This window comes from Qipengyuania sp. NPDC077410 (genome assembly GCF_044543405.1).
In the GTDB taxonomy this organism is placed as follows: domain Bacteria; phylum Pseudomonadota; class Alphaproteobacteria; order Sphingomonadales; family Sphingomonadaceae; genus Qipengyuania; species Qipengyuania pacifica.
Genome location: NZ_JBITWB010000007.1, coordinates 19,034 through 38,226 on the forward strand (window position 1 = coordinate 19,034; position 19,193 = coordinate 38,226).

19 protein-coding genes are annotated in these 19,193 nt (G+C 57.2%); 6 read left to right on the forward strand and 13 right to left on the reverse strand.

Annotation, left to right across the window (positions count from 1 at the left end):
- Positions 1–168: 168 nt before the first annotated feature.
- The gene (locus tag ACIGGE_RS17705) at positions 169–2,262 is read right to left on the reverse strand and encodes a S8 family peptidase (protein ID WP_397491328.1); all 2,094 of its coding nucleotides are present in this window, start codon (positions 2,260–2,262) and stop codon (positions 169–171) included.
- 889 nt (positions 2,263–3,151) lie between these two features.
- Between ACIGGE_RS17705 and ACIGGE_RS17710 the strand changes: the two genes are divergently transcribed.
- The 3 genes from ACIGGE_RS17710 (at position 3,152) to ACIGGE_RS17720 (ending at position 4,299) form a co-directional block, all read left to right on the forward strand.
- Entirely contained in the window at positions 3,152–3,325 is a 174-nt protein-coding gene (locus ACIGGE_RS17710; protein WP_397491329.1) for a hypothetical protein, read from the forward strand.
- Between the two features lie 359 nt (positions 3,326–3,684).
- Positions 3,685–3,894 (forward strand): hypothetical protein, encoded by a 210-nt coding sequence (locus tag ACIGGE_RS17715; RefSeq protein ID WP_397491330.1) that lies wholly within the window; start codon positions 3,685–3,687, stop codon positions 3,892–3,894.
- Positions 3,895–3,933: 39 nt separating this feature from the next.
- Positions 3,934–4,299, forward strand: coding sequence for an SOS response-associated peptidase family protein (locus ACIGGE_RS17720; RefSeq protein WP_397491331.1), 366 nt, complete (start codon positions 3,934–3,936; stop codon positions 4,297–4,299).
- A gap of 218 nt (positions 4,300–4,517) precedes the next feature.
- On the opposite strand, the gene ACIGGE_RS17725 is transcribed toward ACIGGE_RS17720, so the two are convergent.
- From ACIGGE_RS17725 to ACIGGE_RS17770, 10 genes are all read right to left on the reverse strand, one after another.
- Positions 4,518–4,775 (reverse strand): hypothetical protein, encoded by a 258-nt coding sequence (locus tag ACIGGE_RS17725; protein WP_397491332.1) that lies wholly within the window; start codon positions 4,773–4,775, stop codon positions 4,518–4,520.
- 233 nt (positions 4,776–5,008) lie between these two features.
- Positions 5,009–5,656 carry an outer membrane protein gene (locus tag ACIGGE_RS17730; RefSeq protein WP_397491333.1) on the reverse strand — a complete coding sequence of 216 codons (648 nt, stop codon included), beginning with the start codon at positions 5,654–5,656 and terminating at the stop codon, positions 5,009–5,011.
- 362 nt (positions 5,657–6,018) lie between these two features.
- Entirely contained in the window at positions 6,019–6,174 is a 156-nt protein-coding gene (locus ACIGGE_RS17735; RefSeq protein ID WP_397491334.1) for a hypothetical protein, read from the reverse strand.
- Positions 6,175–6,535: 361 nt separating this feature from the next.
- Positions 6,536–8,716, reverse strand: a complete 2,181-nt coding sequence (locus ACIGGE_RS17740; protein ID WP_397491335.1) for a TonB-dependent receptor — start codon at positions 8,714–8,716, stop codon at positions 6,536–6,538.
- Positions 8,717–8,805: 89 nt separating this feature from the next.
- On the reverse strand, positions 8,806–9,489 hold the full coding sequence (locus ACIGGE_RS17745; RefSeq protein ID WP_397491336.1) for a Fe2+-dependent dioxygenase: 684 nt from the start codon (positions 9,487–9,489) through the stop codon (positions 8,806–8,808).
- A 13-nt stretch (positions 9,490–9,502) separates the two neighbouring features.
- Positions 9,503–10,384, reverse strand: coding sequence for an FAD:protein FMN transferase (locus tag ACIGGE_RS17750; protein ID WP_397491337.1), 882 nt, complete (start codon positions 10,382–10,384; stop codon positions 9,503–9,505).
- 128 nt (positions 10,385–10,512) lie between these two features.
- On the reverse strand, positions 10,513–11,331 hold the full coding sequence (locus ACIGGE_RS17755; RefSeq protein ID WP_397491338.1) for a DUF4198 domain-containing protein: 819 nt from the start codon (positions 11,329–11,331) through the stop codon (positions 10,513–10,515).
- Positions 11,332–11,351: 20 nt separating this feature from the next.
- Positions 11,352–11,876 (reverse strand): DUF2271 domain-containing protein, encoded by a 525-nt coding sequence (locus ACIGGE_RS17760; protein ID WP_397491339.1) that lies wholly within the window; start codon positions 11,874–11,876, stop codon positions 11,352–11,354.
- Positions 11,877–11,901: 25 nt separating this feature from the next.
- Positions 11,902–12,579: a PepSY-associated TM helix domain-containing protein gene (locus ACIGGE_RS17765; RefSeq protein WP_397491340.1), complete on the reverse strand. Its 678-nt coding sequence runs from the start codon at positions 12,577–12,579 to the stop codon at positions 11,902–11,904.
- A 307-nt stretch (positions 12,580–12,886) separates the two neighbouring features.
- Positions 12,887–13,255, reverse strand: coding sequence for a hypothetical protein (locus ACIGGE_RS17770; protein WP_397491341.1), 369 nt, complete (start codon positions 13,253–13,255; stop codon positions 12,887–12,889).
- A gap of 93 nt (positions 13,256–13,348) precedes the next feature.
- Here ACIGGE_RS17770 and ACIGGE_RS17775 point away from each other — a divergent pair, with 93 nt between their 5' ends.
- The 3 genes from ACIGGE_RS17775 (at position 13,349) to ACIGGE_RS17785 (ending at position 16,896) form a co-directional block, all read left to right on the forward strand.
- A complete protein-coding gene (locus tag ACIGGE_RS17775; RefSeq protein WP_397491342.1) occupies positions 13,349–14,974 on the forward strand; it encodes an FAD-dependent oxidoreductase in 1,626 nt (541 codons plus the stop codon).
- A gap of 377 nt (positions 14,975–15,351) precedes the next feature.
- Positions 15,352–16,101: an SMI1/KNR4 family protein gene (locus ACIGGE_RS17780; RefSeq protein ID WP_397491343.1), complete on the forward strand. Its 750-nt coding sequence runs from the start codon at positions 15,352–15,354 to the stop codon at positions 16,099–16,101.
- Between the two features lie 39 nt (positions 16,102–16,140).
- Positions 16,141–16,896, forward strand: a complete 756-nt coding sequence (locus ACIGGE_RS17785) for a hypothetical protein (RefSeq protein ID WP_397491344.1) — start codon at positions 16,141–16,143, stop codon at positions 16,894–16,896.
- 264 nt (positions 16,897–17,160) lie between these two features.
- Here ACIGGE_RS17785 and ACIGGE_RS17790 read toward each other — a convergent pair whose 3' ends face one another.
- Both ACIGGE_RS17790 and ACIGGE_RS17795 read right to left on the reverse strand, forming a co-directional pair.
- Positions 17,161–17,991, reverse strand: a complete 831-nt coding sequence (locus ACIGGE_RS17790; RefSeq protein ID WP_397491345.1) for an N-acyl homoserine lactonase family protein — start codon at positions 17,989–17,991, stop codon at positions 17,161–17,163.
- Between the two features lie 523 nt (positions 17,992–18,514).
- Complete coding sequence (locus ACIGGE_RS17795; protein ID WP_397491346.1) at positions 18,515–18,781, reverse strand: hypothetical protein; 267 nt, start codon at positions 18,779–18,781, stop codon at positions 18,515–18,517.
- Positions 18,782–19,193: the final 412 nt, after the last annotated feature.

Here is a 19,193-nt window from a genome sequence, read left to right on the forward strand (position 1 = left end):
AAATTTGATGCTTGGACGTTGGCGACAGGATATTCAGTCGAGAAGCTCCTCGTCGTCTCGCGCACTGAACGCAGCAGGCCGACAACGCACCGCCCATTTCTCAAGTTTTGTCCACCTTATAATCTCAATGTGCATAACGGGTATCCAGGTGGGTCGTGCCTGTTTGCGTCAGTTCAACCGAAGGCGATAAGTACCGAATACGCGTGCGTCACGAGCGCTGAAAGTACTGGCCGCTCCGAAGCTGAACCCGGACCTTTCGCCTTGTTTGCGGTATCCAAAGGTCAGTTGCGGCGCGAGATTGCTGCGCAAACTGACTTCGTGCCGCGCATATGTCAGATCGCGAGCTTGCAGGTCGTATCCATGCCCGAGAGTAAAGGTGGCGTCTCCTGACAGAGCAATAAGCTTTTGAGCTATTCCGAAGCTCGCTGTCCCACCCAAAGCCTGTGTGCTTGCAGTAACGCCGAACCGGCCGGTCGAGATGGTATCCGCTGACGTTAGAAGTGTATCCCCCGCCAGCTTCAGCTTGGTTGCGCCCACGCTCGCATAACCGTCGAATTCCCAGCCCTTCAGATCAAAGCCGGTTGCTGCTTCCACAAACACCGTCTTGGCGCCGTCGCCAAAACGCATCGCCCCTGTCCCTACAGGGGTGCCAAAGACCGAACCGGTTTCGGAGATGAGGCCAAGCTTTAATGAATGATGGCCTTCCCGCAAACCTGCTGCAAGACCACTCGTTGACGCTCCGTTTCGCCTACCAATCTGGCCGTATACGGACAGTCTGACCGAACCCATCTTACGCTCCAGGCCAACGCTGGTTTGGGCGATGGGGTTGTAAGCGAACATTGCATCCGAAGTCGGCGCCATCCCCAGGATGTCATCCATAATATTGTCGCTAGAATTAAAGCCCGCCGTGATTGTCGTCATTTCATCTGTGCGCAACGCGAGAGCAGCATTGGTGAGCCGGTTTTGAAGAACTGGATTACCTGACGCATCGCGATGTTCTGTTTCGAATGCCGTGTAGCCAATAGTTGCTGACGCCCGCGCGGTCACGAAACCCGTCGAGCCAGCATTATGCTGCGCTTCTACGCGACGACGAAGCCAGGGTAGATCTCGCTGTGATGGCCTCACGATGAGACTCGAGATATCTCCGGAAAAATCGCGTCCGAATTTATCGAGGATGGTGACCTCCTCGAAAGCTGGTTCGATGGACTGCGGACCATTTGAGAATACGTCGCTTACAAACATAGCTGCTCCGTTCAAGACACTTGAGGCTTTGCCATTCGAAAGCGTTGGCTCAATTGGAGAGAGTGCGGCGTAGGCATCTACCAGGCCATGACCGAAAACCTCGTCAACGCCCTCATCGCCGATGTCCCTTGCTGTGCTGAGAATAATATTTCCAGCATCCACTCCGGTCAATTGCGGCCACTTCGACATGATCATCGCCGCAAGCGACGTAACCACAGGTGCGGCTGAACTTGTCCCGCTAAAAGCGACAATTTGCCCGTTCACATCGTGCGTGATGTTAGTGCCTGCAGCGGCCACACATCGTTCCATAACCGCGCCGCAGGCATTCGAATAGCTTGCCAGAGAATGATCGGTGTAGCTTGGGTTCAGCGCAACGACGAAAAGTATAGCCTCGGCGTTATCGTCCGTCAGGTCGAGATAGTTGCTGGGGTTGGGCGCAGCATCGTTGCCAGCACTGTTAATTAGAAGACCACCGAACTCGCGATATTCACGCAGAACATCCTGCATGGGAGCGGACACGATATCGGGCTCCACGCGACCCAAAGACATGTTCAGGAGCATTATGTCCTTTTCAATCGCATATCGGATGGCATCGGTCTGGCGAAACCCGTAGAGGCGCTCGCCATCCCTGAGGGCATCTACGCGCAAAGCGACGATGGTGGCGTCTGGAACGAATCCCTGGACACCTACGCCATCATTTTTTGCAGCAATTATGGCTGCGATTGGTGTTCCGTGGGTTGAGGTATCGTCTCCGGTGTTTTCGCCGCCTTCGCGCTCTTGCAAGACACCGTTTATCATCTGCCCACCGAAGTCTCGGCTGAGCTCTCGATCGACTTGACCGTCTAGCTCCGGAATGACGTTGGCCCCATCGTCGAGTATGCCGACCAGCACACCTTTCCCAGTCCAACCGCTATCCAGAGCGTACAACGCATTGATATATTCGGCTGACGTATAATTTGCGCGGTATTCCGCGTCATCTCGAGCCGATCGCTTAGGTTGCTGGTTACGTGGAGTTATCACGAAGCCGCTTGGCGGCGGCGCAGGTGTGCAATCCGGCTCGCACGCTGGAGGGGCCGGGGGTGCGGGACTTGGGGTCGGCGCCGGGGTAGGAGATGGTGTGGGAGTAGGCGTCGGCGCGGGTGCAGGGGCTGGCGTGGGTGCAGGGCTTGGCGAAGGTGCAGGAGAGGGTGCCGGTGCAGGGGCAGGGGCCGGCACCGGTGAAGGTGCTGGACTGAAAAGCGGAGGAACGGGACTCGAAGAAACAGAACCGCCACCGCCTCCGCAGCCAGCCAGAGCATGCGAAGCGACACCGACAAGCAGAGCGGCCATGCAACGATTATGTGCGAGAACTTTCAAAACCGGCGTCCCTGATAAGATGCGTGCGTCGGTTATGTGATGGAATTATTGCGATATTCTCAAAATTTCGAGGGTGCGAATACGGCTTTGCTCCGTCTGAGCATGCGCGCCGGACTGAGCGAGGTCAACCACCAGGCACATTCTAATAGAGATCAGCAGCGACGCGAACGGGTGTCTGACTGAACTATCTGGAACAATCGCCGTCTTTCATTCGCTTTTGCTAGGCCCCCGTAGCCAAGAGTTTGAAGAAGGGAAAAGACATGGACCAGCGCAAGAACAATAACACCGATGGTGATCCAAGGGACATTGAAGATTTCCCTGGGGAGCCCAAGCAGACCCGCTTACGCGAAGCCGCGCATCGTGACGGCCGTCTTGACGAAGATCAAGGCCAGATCCAGCGGAGCGGCCATACGCCGGGTGGAAAAGATCTCCCGCGAGGCTCCGAGCCATCGACAGGCGCTGCCAGTAGGCACCGCCGCTAATATCTAATCACGGAGTGGCGTGCGGATCGCGGCTCACTGCTTCGCAATCACACCATTTGGGAGACCAGCCCATGGAACTCGATGATCATAAACGCCTGGCCGAAGGTGGCGCAAAACAGCGGTCCTCCGACAAAGATCGCCGTACGTGGAACCCGGAGTTATCAGAGGAGGCCAGTCAGGCGCTGACGAACCAAGGCACGGCAAAGCCGGGGGATTATCCGGATCGTGATGAAACACCGGCCTAGCTGACGCGGCCCGATAAACTTCAGGGCAACTATCCGAATCGTTCTCCTCATGTTCTACGCCCGTGATGGGGAAAAACGAACCGCTTCGACCTGTCTGGACTGCAAACCTTGGCACGTTGATGGAAGCAGGGGCGACGGTTCGGGCGTGCTGTGACGGTGCGTGCAAGAAATGGAAAGATATCGATCTGCAAGCGCTCGCCGCCGTCAAGGGCCGCGATTATGACCTATGGAACAAGCGATCGGTATGCCGCCTGACTGAAGGATGCGAGGGTCCCGTGAAGTTCCGGTTCGGTGGCTTTGGAATGATGCGGGCTTTGTATGATTGATGACAGGGCATCTTGTCCATCCGAGCCAGCGCCATGTGCAATCTCTACCGCATGTCAAAGAACGTCGACGAGGTGGCGAGGTGGTTCTCCCCCAGTAACACGGCGACAGGTGCGAACTTAGGTGCTGAGGTTTACCCCGGCTATCCGGGGACGGTGATCGCGCGTGGTGAGATCCGGTTCATGATCTGGGGCGTTCCGCTGGTGCTGAAGAGCAAGAAGGCCGGCAAGAATTTGAAACCCTAGCCGGTCAACAATGCGCACACCGACAGGCTGGATAGCGATATGCGGCTCGTCAGTTTCGAAAAGCGTCGATGCCTGCTGCCGCTCAGCGCATGGGCGGAGGCCGAGGGGGCAAAGGGAGGAACGACACGCACCTGGCTGACCGTGCCTGATGTGGATCTGTTCGCCATTGCGGCGATCTGGCGCGATAGCGATGAATGGGGTCCGGCTTATTCGATGGTGATGACCGATGCGGTCGGTGATGCAGCGCAAGTCCCTACCCTCATGCCGGTCATCCTCAAACCTGCTGACTACGATACATGGCAGAACGACCGCTCTGACACGGCGAAGGCGCTGTGCACAGCTTGGGCTGGCGACCTCGCTATCGATCGCACTGGCGAGCCGTGGTTTCGCAAGTCAGCGAAATAGGAAATAGAGCGTCGGTGCGATCATTAATGCGAGCAGGAGCCAGAACTCGATTGCCTCCGCGTAGCGCTTTATCCCCATTCGTTCAGATATCCCTTTACCGCCTCGCGACATTTTGCCTCGTCGGCTTCCGGGCACCGCGTAACCTCGTCATTGCAGGACGGCGCTGTTGCAATGTCGAAATACGTAGCGAGGGTCGTGGGATCTTCATTCTCTCGCCGTTATTCATCGACGAGCGCCGCATCGATCATCGCCTGCCAGATATCGGCCGGTCCGCCTTCGCATTCGGTCAAGCCACCGGCTGCGGTTAGCATTTCGTCCGAAGGTTCGCGGAGGGCCTCGAGGACGGCGATGGCCAGCTCCTCCAGATTGAACTCGCCGTTCAGTTCTGCGGCTTCGACATCGTGAACCTCGATGATAGCATCCTTGCTCTGGCGTTTGAGTTCCTTGGCGATAGCGGTGGTCAGGGTTTCGATCATCTTTTGTTCCTCTACTCTTTAGCTGCCTACGCCCGCTTAGCCGGTTCGCCAAGTCTTTGCAGATGCTAGCGAAACATGTCGGGCTTCCCTGTGCTGCGTGGGTGAGACGGGAGCGCTAGCCCAAATGAACGAATTGATATCGCTGACATCTGGCTCCCCTTTCCGGCGTGCCACTTACATGAAAAAGGGCACGGCAGATCGCTCCGCCGTGCCCGGTAATTGAGTTAATAGCTTTAGAACCGGACGCCGAGGCCAAGCAAAACCTGGTGGCGATTGAGGTCGACGTCTACGTCGACATCGGTATCGCTGTAATCGAATGCGTTATACTGCGTGTAGACATATTCGAGTTTCGCGTAGCTGCTGCCAGAAAGCTGAACTTCAGCCCCGGCGCCAACATGGAAGCCGTCAAGGTTCTCGCCTTCGTCGAAGTCATCAAGGATGTTTTCGAAGTCCTCGTAGGTGAGCCTGATACGCCCGTTCGAATAGCCGGCTTTCCCGTAAAACAGCGCGTCGGAGTCGATCATGTAGCCCAACCGCCCGCCTACGGTGAAGTTGCGTCCGGCCTTGAGGCACAGTTCGTCGGCGCCGTAGAGTTCCGAGCAAATATCGGTGGATGCGAAGTCAACTCCAGCATAAGCACCAATCGAGCCGCTACCGTAGTTGTAATCGTACCCGATCTCACCGCCGTAAGCGATGCCATCGGTGCCGTCGCTTTCATTGTAGCTGTCGACGCCGTCATCGTAATCGACATCCAACGACACGTTATCGTAGCCAGCGCGAACTTCGATACGCGGGCCACCCATAGTTGCAACATCTTGTGCGGCAGCTGGAACGGCCAGCGCTCCGATGACCGCAGCGACGCCAAAAGAAACTGATTTCATTGAAAATATGCCCTCGGTTTGCACCCGCATGGTGGCGGGGCGGCGGGCCTTTAGCAAAAATCAGGGCCCGAACAAGGCGGAAACAAATAACAAGGGTTGAGAAGCCAACGCGCTACACTTTGGGATGCTTGGTCTGATCCTTAACATCGATGTGCCTGATATCGGAGCTGGGATCGCGTTCTATTCTGAAACTATTGACGTAACGGTGGGCCGCCGCATTGATGTTGGCTTCGTTGAATTGCTTGGAGCAGAGACCAAGGTAGACCTGCTGAAGAAGGCTACCGGTACAGCTATCGGTCCCCCGAATGGCGGTGTGTTACGATACGATACGGGCGGCGCCCGTCCCCATCCCCGCCGACTTTTCAGTCGATCACATTCAGATCGCCCCTTCCAGAGTTTTGGCCACTGGAGCAGTACAGGAAGAGCAGGCTTGCACATCCGCTTACGAACACCTTGTAATGTTCGCAGATCAGTTCGAGCACAGATTCTGCCTGATACAGTTTTGCACGGAAGCTCATGATGACTTACCTGCATAGGTGATAAGCAGAGGCCGGAATCCCGTTATCAACTCGCATCGGATTTGATCGCCCGTGACTTGAACTGGGCCGCTTGCAGACTGTCTGGTCCTGGAAATGAGAAGCTGAGTTCGGACGTAGTATTAAAATGCCTTTCGGCTGAACGTCGCAGCCAAATTGCCAATGCGGGCTACTGTAATCTGCGACAGCAGGCTTGTTCTCTTATGTCGGCGTCGTTCGTTCCCTAACTACCGGTTCGTCTTCCAGCGCAAACGCTGACGGCACCCCTTATTGCTCATCAAACGCTCGTCGGCATTCTTGATGTGCTTGAAGTAAAGGGCGCCGCCGAGTGCTATGCCATCAGTTAATACTGCGCGCTTAAGGATATGAGCGCCTGGCGGCCCAATCCCGGCACTGCAAAGTGCGGGTTGCGAAGTTTCGAGATGTAGCGCTCGTCTCCGATATTCTTTACATTAAGCCTGACAGCAACATTGTCGCTGATTTCGTATGCCGCGAAGGCATCGATACGGACATAACCGTCGGCTGAGATCAGATTGGCCGGATCGGCGAAGCGGCCAGTCTGGTGATAGACGCCCCCACCTATGGCCAAACGGTCAAAGACAGCGAGGTTTGCAGTCAAGGAGAGGTTCCCGACGGGAGTATTTGGCAGTCGGTTCCCCTCGTTGGCCACGTCGCCGCGCAACTCGCTTTCAACGTAGGTGTATCCGCCGAAAACCGAGAGGGGACCGACGTTGCCTGTTGCTCCGACTTCGAAACCGCGGATGCGCGCCTCATCAATGATATCGGTTACCGCGCCGAGCCCATCAGTGTTGATGATGTTGCTGCGTTCAACTTGAAAAGCGGCTGCCGAAAATTGCAGCGCGCCTCCCATAAGATCGGCTTTGGCACCAATTTCGTAATTCTCAGTCTCTTGCGGCGCATAGGTGTCGTTGCTGATTGCGATGTTACCGGACCCGGCACCCACGTCCGTTCCCGGCGGGTTCTTCGCGTTCGCGTATGAAGCATAGAGGCTAACCCACGGTAGAGGCTTGAACACGGCTCCTGCCTGCCAGGTTACAAAATCCGTTTGCAGTGAACCGCGGAACGTGCCGCCGCGCTGCGAACCCGAACCTGATGCGCGGAAATCTGTGTAGCGGATGCCGCCGCTGATTATCAGTTCCGGAATGATTGCTATTGAGTCGTAAGCATAGAAACTGATGTCTTCTGCCTCGGCAAGGCCGGGTATTGCTGCGGGCGTAATCGCTCCTGTCCAGGGGTCGGATGGGTTGGGGTCACTCAGGCTGGTGCAGTTGAATGCAGTGATATCGGTCGTAGTGCAATTGCGGCTGCCCGTCGCAACACTGTAATTGAGATTATAGGTGTCGGCCCAGCCGTATTCGACTCCGACCGAAAGGCTGTGCTGGACTGAACCGGTAAAAAACTCGCCTGACAAATTCGCAGCCGCGGTCATCGTTTCTGTATTCGAGTTGCGGCTCTTGGTATTGCGCCAGACCAAACCACGCGCCACGTTGCCAGCACTGTCGTCAGGATTTGTCACGATATAGTTCATATCGCTGTCGGAATAGCGCAGCAGTGCAGACGCGTTCCAGCCGTTGCCGAAGTCATGATCGAACTGGAATGTCGTGGTATCGACCCGCGTTTCCTGGAAATCGCGGACCAGCAGGCCGTAGAAGTTGTTGTAATCGACATCGGCCGGCCGGCGGATATTTGGCAAGTCGGGATCGGGCTGCAACTGTCCGTTCGATGTCAGCGGGATGCCGTAATCGGGCAGAGCGTCAGTCTCAAAATGGTAATGAGTCAAGCTCGCCACGGTCGGCGTGCCTACGCCGAAGGCGATCGATGGCGAGACACCCCAGCGATCGTCGTAGACCGCATCGCGACCAGGCGTTTCCGAATCATGGAACAGGCCGACCACTCGAACGGCAACTCGCTCGCCGATCTGGGCGTTCACGTCACCTGTCACACGGTATAGATCGGAAGTGCCGACAGTCCCTCTCGCGGTAGCGAAATTACCCGCTCGAGCGGTCTTGCTCACGATGTTGATGCCGCCGGCTGCCGCGCCGCGCCCGCCGAAAGCGCCGCTCGGGCCCTTGAAAACTTCGATCCGCTCGACAGCGAAGGTCTCGCGGGTCTGGACGCCGATATCGCGCGCACCATCGACAAAAATGTCGCCGGTCGCATCGACTCCGCGGATCAGCGGTATGTCGGAGGCTGAAGTTCCGCCTTCGCCTGCACCAAGCGTGATGCCGGGAACTGTCCGTAATGCATCCTCGAACGAGAAAGATGCCGTTTCCTTCAGAGTGTCTTCGTCGATAACGCTGATGATGCGCGGCGTGTCTAGGATTGGCGTAGGCACTTCGTCCAGGGAGACGTCCCCATCACGCTCCCCCTTCACGACGATGTCGTCTTTTTCTTTGAAACCACCCGACGTTCGCTCTTGCGCAGCGGCAGGAGCGGTGGCGATGAAACCGATGCAGCCCAGCGCGATAAACGACGCGGTCCGGGAGCCGTTTGCGGTCTTCATGATGATGTTACCCCTCAATAGTGTGGGGCCGCCCATGGAGGCGCTAAAACCACCTGTCAATGAAAATGCGACTTATTCGCATTAGCACTCTACGCATCTGCCCAGCGTCTCATAAGGTTGTGATAAAGGTTAGTTAGTTCCAGCACTGCTAAATCTGACGCGCCCCGCTCGGTCGAGAGCAGGCGGACGGTTCGGTCAAGCCGATACAAATGCTCGCGAGCGCTATCGTCGCGCACCATGCTCTGGAGCCAAAAGAAGCACGCTGTTCGCTCGCCCCGCGTAACCGGCATCACACGGTGCACACTCGACGCCGGGTAGAGCACCAGATCTCCCGCATTGAGCTTCACCTGATGCTCGCCGAAAAGGTCCTCAACCACCAGTTCTCCCCCATCGTAGGAGGCTGGGTCGGCCAGGAAGAGGGTCGCTGAAAGGTCACTACGGATGCGAAAATCGCTTCCCGCCAAACGGCGTATCGAATTATCGACATGGGCGCCGAAGGCCTCGCCTTCCGCATAGCGATTGAACAGAGGAGGAAAAACCTTGAGCGGAAGCGCTGCCGCCACGAAGTCGCCTGCTTGCCCCAGCGCTTCAATAACGATCTGGCCGGCCCGTTGCCCCGCCTCGGTTCCCTGTTTAACTTGCCGGTTGCGTTTGGCATTGCGGGACTGGTGACCTGACGTTTCGTTTCCGTCGACCCACTCGGCACCGTCTAGAATGGCACGGATTTTTTCCAATTTCTCTGCATTGAGCACGCGTTCGATCCGCAGCATCATAGCCGTTGTCCCCTTAGCCGCGCCATTCTGTCCACGCGGCGCTCTCGATTACCTTCGTGCCTGTGGTGATGCGAGCCGGAAGTCGATGCCGGTCAGCGAATGCAATCCCTTCCGTCTCGCCCAGAACGATGATCGCGGTGGCCAGCGCGTCCGCCTGCATACAGCCGGGATGAAGGACGTTGACTGCAGCAATCCGATCGTCAACCGGTCTTCCGTTTTGGGGATCGAGCGTGTGTGACCATGATCGTCCCTCCGCAGTGCGCCTGCGGTGCCAGTGGCCGGAGGTGGCGACAGCCCAATCGGACAGCCCGATCCGCACGACTTGGTCCTCGCTATACGGCGAACGTTCGAGATCAACCCACCAAGGGCATCCGTCCTCTCGTAGACCGATTGCCTTCAATTCTCCCCCGATCTCAAGAAGCGCATGTTCGATGCCTTCACGTCGCAAAGCCTCGATCCCGCAGTCGACCGCAAATCCTTTGGCGATACCCGACAGGTCGAGCGACAGCCCACCAGGCTGAATAATTTTGTCCGCATCGAGTTCGACAAACGCATCGCCTGGAGCAGTTCGTGCGATCTCGCCATCGTGTATCGCACCGCTGAAGGGTTCGGCACCAAAACCCCAGGCCTGTGCGGCTCTGCCCAGAGCAGGATCGAATGCTCCGCCGCTGGCATCCGCGATCGTGATCGCGCAGGCTAGGACCTGCCTGAATTGCGCGCCGATCTCGTGCCGCGATCCGGCAGGCGCCGCGTTATAACGGCTGAGTTGCGAATGCGGGTTCCATTGGCTCATCTGATCGATCACCGATGCAAAAACCTTTTCGAGCGCTTTACCCGCGCGCGCCGGTTCGAACCCTGCCGGCGTAACAGCACGCAAACACCAGCGTGTTCCCATGGTTTCCCCTTCAAGAGCGAAGGAAACGCCGCCCCGCAGAGGTGCTGACGGCCCAAGCATAGCCAGAGGCGGCAGCAACACGTCGATGGAGTCGCCGCCGCCCAGCATTTCACCCGGCCGATCGAAGGTCAGAGTGGCAGGAATTCGAGCACCGCTGTATAGGACATGCGCTTCCTCGCCGCTTCGCCGCCTTCAACGTTGCTGCCCTGATTGCTGGTCTCGAGATAGTAGTAGCCTGGCTCGGACGCAGTAAGCTCTACAATCCCCTGCGCATCGGTGGCCAGTTCTTGAATGCCGGGATCGTCGCGATAGCGCGTGCCGCCTTCGACGAATTCGATCTTGAGGCCCGCAGCAGGTTTCCCGTCGGCCAAGAATTTCATGCGCGCTGGCTCACCGGCGACGAGGTCGTTGGGATGGGTTATCGGGACCATCTCTATGCCCTTGCCGGTCGGCGCCAGCGCTGCCTCGTCGGGTGCGCCCAGCGTAACGAAGGTTTCGGTCCGCGACGCACTCTCGCTAATGCGCACGTCCGTCGCGCCTGCGGGAATCCCGCTTGCCATCTCAGCACGCGAGCCACGCCAACGCCGCCGCTCCCCGTCGATCATATAGGATCCCATCATGCCATCGCTCGCCAAGGCTATGCGATAGGTTCCTTGCGCCTTCAGAGGCACATCGAATACGCTCCGATACGCTCCCGAACCTATGACATCCGGCTCGACCGGACCGTCAGGCCCGGTCACGGTCAGGTCATCAAGGCCCATAGGCCGGTGCTCAAAGACGAACAGCGCATTGGATGCCGCAGCATCTACGGTGACAGTTTCCTCCTCACCGGCCAGGATGGTGGCCGATGGCAAAAGCCAGCGGCGATGGGCCTGCGCCTCCCCGGGCAGAATGGTGGAAAGACTGAGTGCGAGGCCCGCGGCGGCGAGGTAGCGATTTGCGAACATGATCGAAAACTCCTTGATGATCAGGGTTTGATGGCCAGACGGATTTTGCCCAGTTCCTTCGACCCGTTCGCCGATCCGGCCATTGCGGTTTTCGGCGGCCACTGAAATGGAATGCTGACAAGTTCGCGCCCGCCGACCTCGCGTGCGGCCTCTACGCGGAGCGTGTAACTCCCCTTTGCAATTCGGGGGAGTGGGCGAGTGCCCTCACGGAACCGCAGCGTATATTGTCCAGGACCCTGCGTCGGGCCGCTTACTCCGTCTGCGGGCATGCTGGTGGATCGACCTGCTCTTCGCCACCAGGTGCGCATGTCGGGCAGCCATTTGGTCGGATCCTCGCCCCGCAGATCGGTGTCATACCATACATCGAGGTTGGCCACCGTCGTGCCACTCTCATCCTCAACCCAAACCGCGACGTAGGGATTGTGATATTCGGCTACACGCAGGCGTGGTATCTCGAGCGAGATCTGCATTTCGCCTGCGTGCAACGGGCCTGCAATTGCCGCGACAGGCAAGGCAGGGAGGGCAAAATAGATCGTTTTGCGCATCGGTCGAAAATCCTCGTGCAGAAGGTCAGTGCATTGCAAAGATGAGCAGGAATGTTGGGATCACAACGCCAGCGGCGACGATCGGCCAGGTCGACCGCCGCTTGCGGGCATGGAGTTGCAGGAGCAAAAGGCCGGTCAGGCAGAACACCACACAAGCGACGGCAAATATGTCGATAAACCAGCTCCAGGCGGCGCCCGTGTCGCGGCCCTTGTGCAGGTCGTTCAGATAAGCGATCCACCCTCGGCCGGTATCCTCATAAAGGACTGCGCCATCGCGAAGATCCACCGATACCCAACCATCGCCCCCCGGACGCGGAAGCGCGACGTAAAGCTCGTCGGCAGTCCATTCCGTCGCACGACGATCGACATTGATCCCTAGGTTGTCGTCTAGCCATGCCGCCGGCGCCCCTGGAACGGGACCGGAGTTAAGCCCACGCAGCCGTTCCAGGACGCTTGCCGGCATGGTCGCATTGCGCGAGATGGTGACCGGATCTGCCTCGATATCACCCGCATGGTTGAGCGTGATGCCGGTAAGGGCAAACAGGACCATCCCAACCAGGCAGATTCCGCTGCTCATCCAGTGCCATGCGTGAAATTGACGTGTCCAGAAAGCCGGAACGCGTCGACGTAACGGCGATCTGTGCGAGTCGTTCGACCGTGAGGGCGGCGGTAGATCGGAGCGTGTTTGAACTGCCGTAGTCATGCGGATGGCGGTTACTCAAAGATGCGAATGATTGTCAATTGCATAACGCGCCTTCAAAGAACGACGAACGCCCGCTTGCGGGAGCCGGGCCGTAGAAGACGAATGACTGAGATGAGGGCGCGTAGTGGAATGGCTGGACCTGGGCCGGTAGACGATATTCGGCTTTGGGGAAGTCTTTCCGCAAAGCAGCCATCGCAGACTATCCACTTAAGCGATGTAGGGCATGTGATCGACGTCTCCGAGCACGCATGTCTTGAGTGCGGGCTCTTGTTCCGCAAACACCACCTCGTCCTCCGGAAGCGCCTAACTATTCGGTCTTGAAACCTTGGCGCGGGACTGCAGCCCAGCTGGTGTCGTTGCGGAAGAACCGGACTATGCCGTTGAGGCGGTAATAGAGGTTGATCTGGCGATAACCGAAATTCTCGACCACCGCAGCGAGGCCCACGCGAAGGAGATCGGCCGCGGTGGGAGTGCGTCTTAGCTGTTGCTCCTCGAACGCCAGCGTGCCGACACTGAGCGCACAACCGAAGACGATCGAGATGAAGAAGAAGGCTGCTGCCATGATCGGATCGAGTAGGCCGAGAAGCGCCGCAGCGGGTAGCACCAGATAGCCGATCAGTTCGGCCGGCGGCCCGAGGATATACGTCTGTCGTAAGCTTACTTTTGACCTACGCAAATGACTTTCGTTCCCGCCAGTTGATGAATCAATCTTTTATTCGCATATCCACGTCCGGTGTGTGGAACGTTCAGGCGGAGGGGAACGAAGACTATGGAAAGCATCGGCGCTGATCTCGAGGTCATGAAGCGCGTGCCGCTGGCAGACGAGCATGTTACGGCGATGTGCGCAATCGGCCATGAGCGCGCCTATCACAAGGGTGAAATGGTAGCCGAAATCGGCCAACCTCATGATACGTTTGTCTACGTCATCGAAGGTGAGATCGAAGTCGTCGATCCCTTTTCCGGTGAGCGCTTACTGGAATCCAGCCTTGGGCCGACTCAATTCATGGGCGACATTTCCTTTCTGAACGCGGGGTCGCATTTTCTTCCAATGCGAGCGACAGTGGACACGCGGGTCATCGAGGTTCCGCGTGAGGACATGCTCGATCTGATGGGCCGCGTGCCCGAGCTTTCGGATCATATTATCACGGTGTTTGCCGCGCGCAGACGCAGGCAGTTCGAACTCAAGAACAGCATGATCAAGCTGATCGGTGCCGACCGGGATGCCGCGGTTCAGGACGTGGAGACCTTCCTCGCGCGCAACCGCGTGCCCTTCCAGTCCTTCGACCTCGATAGCAGCGATGATGAGGCCTCGCGCCTGTGCAATCTGGTGGATCACGAACCGGCCGTCATCGTGGGGCAGGATCGCAAGCTGGATGATCCCACTCCCCGCAAAGTCGCCCAGATCCTCAATTTGGATCTCGACGTCGCCGGCGATACGATTGTCGATACTCTCATCGTAGGCGGAGGGCCAGCAGGCGTCGCGGCTGCGGTCTATGCTGGGGCGGAAGGCCTGTCGGCGCTCCTAATCGAAGATACTGCTATCGGCGGTCAGGCGGGGACTTCGAGCCGGATCGAGAATTATATGGGATTTCCGACCGGCATTTCCGGTGCTGACCTCGTCTATCGCGGCCAGATACAAGCGATGAAGTTCGGCACCTGCTTTGCGATGCCGCGCCGGGTTGAAAAACTGGAAAAGCGACCCGACGGCCTGTTTCGCGCGACGCTGGATGACGAAGCCCATGTCTGTGCGCGGGGAGTTGTGGTCGCGACCGGGGTGCAATATCGCCGCATGCCGCTCGACCGGCTCGAGGAATTCGAAGGCGCGGGGATATTCTACGCGGCGACCGACATGGAAGCGCGCTTTTGCCGCAACACCGATGCGATCGTGATCGGGGGCGGCAATTCCGCAGGGCAAGCCGCGATGTATCTTTGCCGCGCGGCCAAGCAGGTCCATGTCCTGGTTCGTGGCGAGAGCTTGGCGGATTCTATGTCGAGCTATCTGAGCAGACGGCTGGAAGCCGAGCCCAACATCCAGATTCATTATGGCTGCAAGATCACTGCGCTGCATGGCGAGGATCATCTTGAGGCAGTGACGGTAATGGATGCGCAGGGAGAGTGGGGCATGGACACTCGCGCGCTGTTCATCATGATTGGTGCTGCACCCAATACGAACTGGCTCTCGGGTTTGGTCAATCTCGATGCCAAAGGCTTCGTGCACACCGGTGAAGCGGCCGGCGCGGAAACGCCTTACGAAACCTCCCATCGCGGAATCTTCGCTGTGGGAGACGTGCGCGCGGGATCGGTCAAACGCGTCGCTTCGGCCGTCGGTGAAGGCTCGGTCGTCATATCCGCCGTCTTCAACCATGTGCAGAACCTACCGGAGCTGGTACGCTAGCTTATCGGATAGGCTTCCCGCCCGGATCATTGAGGAAGCTGCAAAATCGCTGCTGCAAAGAAAGGCAGCGCTATGCCAATCTGCACACAACAACCGAAAGGCCGAGCCAGCATGGGCGCTGATGTCTGCCGCGAGCACCTACTCTAAAGGCGCGATGGCCATGACACGTGTCCTGCTTACGGACTTTTTTTGGGCCGGTAAGAGACCGTCTGGTTTCGACCTATTGGACGTAGGAAGCAGCTGTTTTTTTGGCGAACTCATAGCAGGCATTCGGGTCGCTAATGGAACTACCGACAACGAAGGCTGTCCAGCCAGCGCGTACATGCCGAGTTGTGGACTTCGTCACTTTTTAACGCCTGAGATCATAATGTCCGCCCATGGATAAGCTCACGGACAATCTACTGGCAAGGATCGCAGCGAAAGCGAACGATCCGGCGCTTCGCTACAGGAACGCCGCTGAGGACGAGGCACGGGTCGAGTTGCCTATCGAAGAGATCGATCGCCGGGAGGAAGCGTGGACCCGGCGCAATCTAGCCCGCTCTGCGGCTGCCAGCGGGCAAGAAATGTCCAGTGAAGAGCTAGAGCGAGGCATGGGCGAATGGCGCGCAAGCCGTCATGCGGCTCGATCCGCCATGGACGCCCAGATGCGGGCTTGGGGCCAGGCCCCGCCGCGAACGAAGAGCTTCATAGAGACTGATGATTATATTAGCGCCTCGAGCGAGCCCGCTGGAGCGAAACCTTTGCGGATGTCGCCGACGCCTGGCGATTGGCAGGCACTTGAGCGGATTGTCGGACAACGCATCCCTGATGAGCTTATGCGCCTTTACACAATCTCGGACGGCGGGTTCGGCCCGGGGTTCACCGGGCTGCACTCAGTGCAGCTCATCGGGAGTTCCTGCGAGGATTACCGCCGGCGGGGACCGGATTATTGCGGGACCGTAGTCTACCCTCAGTCCTTTATCCCACTTGCGACAGAAATGTTGGACTACCACTTGGACTTGGACACAGGGCGCATCATTTCGAGCAACCAGAACTGGGAAAATGACGGGCTCGACCAAGAAGATATCTACGATATTGCCTTTCAAAGTCTTGCCGCGATGATGGAGGATTGGCTGAGCAATGGCTGACCCAGCAAGGGGCGTCCGCTTGCATGTCCAGCGTTCAAAATGAGTGGCGCGTTCGCATCCTATTCCTCGATCGAGAGCGCCCTTGACGCGCGGTTCCGCGGTCATTCCGACCGTGATTGGCAGGAATGGAAAGAATCTCATTACTACGAAGCGGCAACTGACATTCTGGATGTAGAGCGGGCCTGGATAGGACGTAGGCAGCCCAATTATCGAGGCATAGCTGCCAAGAAGATGCTCAAGCACCTGATTGCTGCCAACGTAGATCAGGCCTTCCTCGAAGAAATCGCAGAGCTTGGCGAGCTTCGCAGGTTAGAGCTGGAATGGCCTTTTCTCGCCACCGACCTGACACCCCTTCTCTCCCTGAAGCGACTTAAGCACCTGAGCATCGATAGCCCGCGCAAGCTCTCCGACTTCTCAACTCTGCTTGAGTTACCCTCATTGCGAACACTGTTGATTACGAACGCCAAGAAAATGCCTGACCTCGAATGGCTGCGAAATGCGCACAATCTTGAGGTTATCGGTATCGAGGGCGCAATCGATAGCCCGTACAAGATCGAGAGTCTTGCTCCACTTGCAGACCTCGGACCGCTTCGAGCCTTCTTAGGGATCTCAACGCAGCTTGCAGACAAGCGCCTTATGCCGCTCGCCCAATGTCAGAAGCTGGAATACCTTGGCATCGCACAATGCGCCCCTCGTTCGGAGTTCGCGCTTCTCCACGAAGCCAGACCTGACGTTGTCTGTAGATGGTTCGATCCGGAAGCGTGGGAGAAACCCGGCCTTAGGTCGACAAGGTGATGGGCAGTTGAGACCGACATTTCCGCGCTTCCGATTTCAACTGCAAATCCGGGTGCGTTTAGTGGTTTAAATTGAAACAGGACCGGACGGGCAATTAACGCACTCTATCCAGACATTCTCAACGGCTTAATCTATCGGCCAATATTGCAAAACGATCTGCATCGCGCGCGATGTCGATTACTGCTCGCAAGAATAACCGCGAGCACGCCAAAACGGTCTTCAGACCTATCTCTTCCCATCGCTTCTGAAAATCTGCCCGTTTAGCTAATACGACGCTTCTGGGAACACCGCCAATTTCGCAATGTCGGCCGGTTCGTGTTGAATGACCAAGGTCGCGCCGAGCTGGTCAGCGACATCGTGCATGCGGTCCATCGACGCGAGCGATTCTGCCCGGCTCGTATTGAAACTCGGCACCCCTTTGTGATTCCAGTTTTCACGGAAATGAGCCACATCACCAGAAAGCAAGATGGGCCCGCGATCTGCCAACCGGACCAACAGCGACCGGTGGCCCGGCGTGTGGCCCGGTGTCTTGAGCATTATTACCGATCCGTCGCCAAACACATCATGATCATACGTTACTGTCTGCACAGTGCTGCCGCCAGAGATCCAAGGCGTGAAGTTGGCCGATAGATCCTGCCGCCCTTTGACGACATCCCAATCTCTCTGGTCGATCAACAATGTGGAATTCGCAAAATCGGCGGCCTGCCCCGTGTGGTCGTAATGATAATGACTGATCCCGATGAAATTGATCTGTTCAGGTCCTACTCCCATTTCAGCAAGTTGCCGGGTCACACTACGGGTGAGGCTCATGCGGTCGGTGCCGCTTTCTTCCTGCTTGCCCTCCAACGCATTTGGCAGACCAGTATCCCAGAGAATATATCGATCACCGCTGCGGATCAGGTAACAACTATCCGTGAACGTCATGCTGCGGCCCTGATACAGAAAGCTGTCCGAATAATCGTCCAAGTTCCCGACCTCGATGGTGCCGCAATCAAGCCGCCACATTTCAATCGCGGGCCGTTCGCCAGCATCCGCATTACCAGCCTTCAATAAAGTCATCACACCGAAGACGACTACGATGAAATTGGTCTTCATGCGCTTTCTGCCTCTGTGATTCGCTATGGCGCATTCGTAAGCCGAAATACGCGACACTCGTTTTGTAAGCACCATTAAAGTTTTGCCCCTTAAAGGCAGCTCGTCGGCTTTCTTATGAGCAGGTCAGAAGCTCTCGGCTAAGACCGGAGGTCGACCGCCCGCTTGTGTAAAATTTCCATGCGGTCGGCCAACAGCAGAGCATATCCCGACGTCAAGGTAACAGAGTGTGATCTCGATCCTGGTCATCGCGACATGGAGGACCCGTTCCACTACACAAGAACGTGCCTCAATGTGAGACAGATTTGCATATGTCGCGAGGTTACAATGATTACCATCCGGATGGCGTATTGTCTTTCCTGCGACCCGGAGGGCTTGGATTTTTCCACGCCTTCTCCTTGAAGGCCCCACCTCTCGGTGGGGCCTTTTTTATGGTTAGCAATTCATTTTCCAAGGAGCAGGATCCGACGTCAGCACAAATCCCGTGATCACTTACAAGTGTAAGCGGACCGCCAATTAACGACGATTAATCAGGCTCGTTGAGCCTGTCGATGAGATCAGCGATCCTCTCAATCGCCTCACGTGTTTCCGGACTGTGTTTTCTGGCATCTGCACGAACGTAGTCGGCAATTGAGGGATGGGTTAGATAAAAGACTGCGGCGCTCCGGTAGGCCATCATGGCATCATTGAGCGCATTCATCTCTGTCGCCGCAGCCGAGGTTTCGATGGCGCGATTGGCGCAATCAGCAACCTGCTGGGCGAGCTCGGCGAGCTGTTGTAGCCTTTTCTTCATCGCATCACCTTATGGCTTAAGCGGCAAACGCGATAAACACGAAGTGAACTCAGTCAATAAGTTGGATGCTGAGCCAAACTAGTTATCCATACGCAACTCAGGGGATGTTTGGTGAGACGGCAGACCAAAAAGGGGGCTTCCTCTACCACGCCGGGTCGCATTCAAACGTGGATGGCCTGTCGCCTCATTTCCAATATAGAGATTGTAAGCCGAGCTTCACGGGAATTCATAACCGTAAGTAATAGCGCGGACTTATTGGAAGGCTTACGGGATTGAACGCCGGGCAGACCGACTGGAATGAGGTCGACCGCGGACTCTCGGCTTGTGGAGATAGGTAGCGCAGAACAGACGTTCGGCTCATAGTGCTATTTTGCTGAGAAATTTTTCACCAGAATATAAGGCGCAAGCGTTC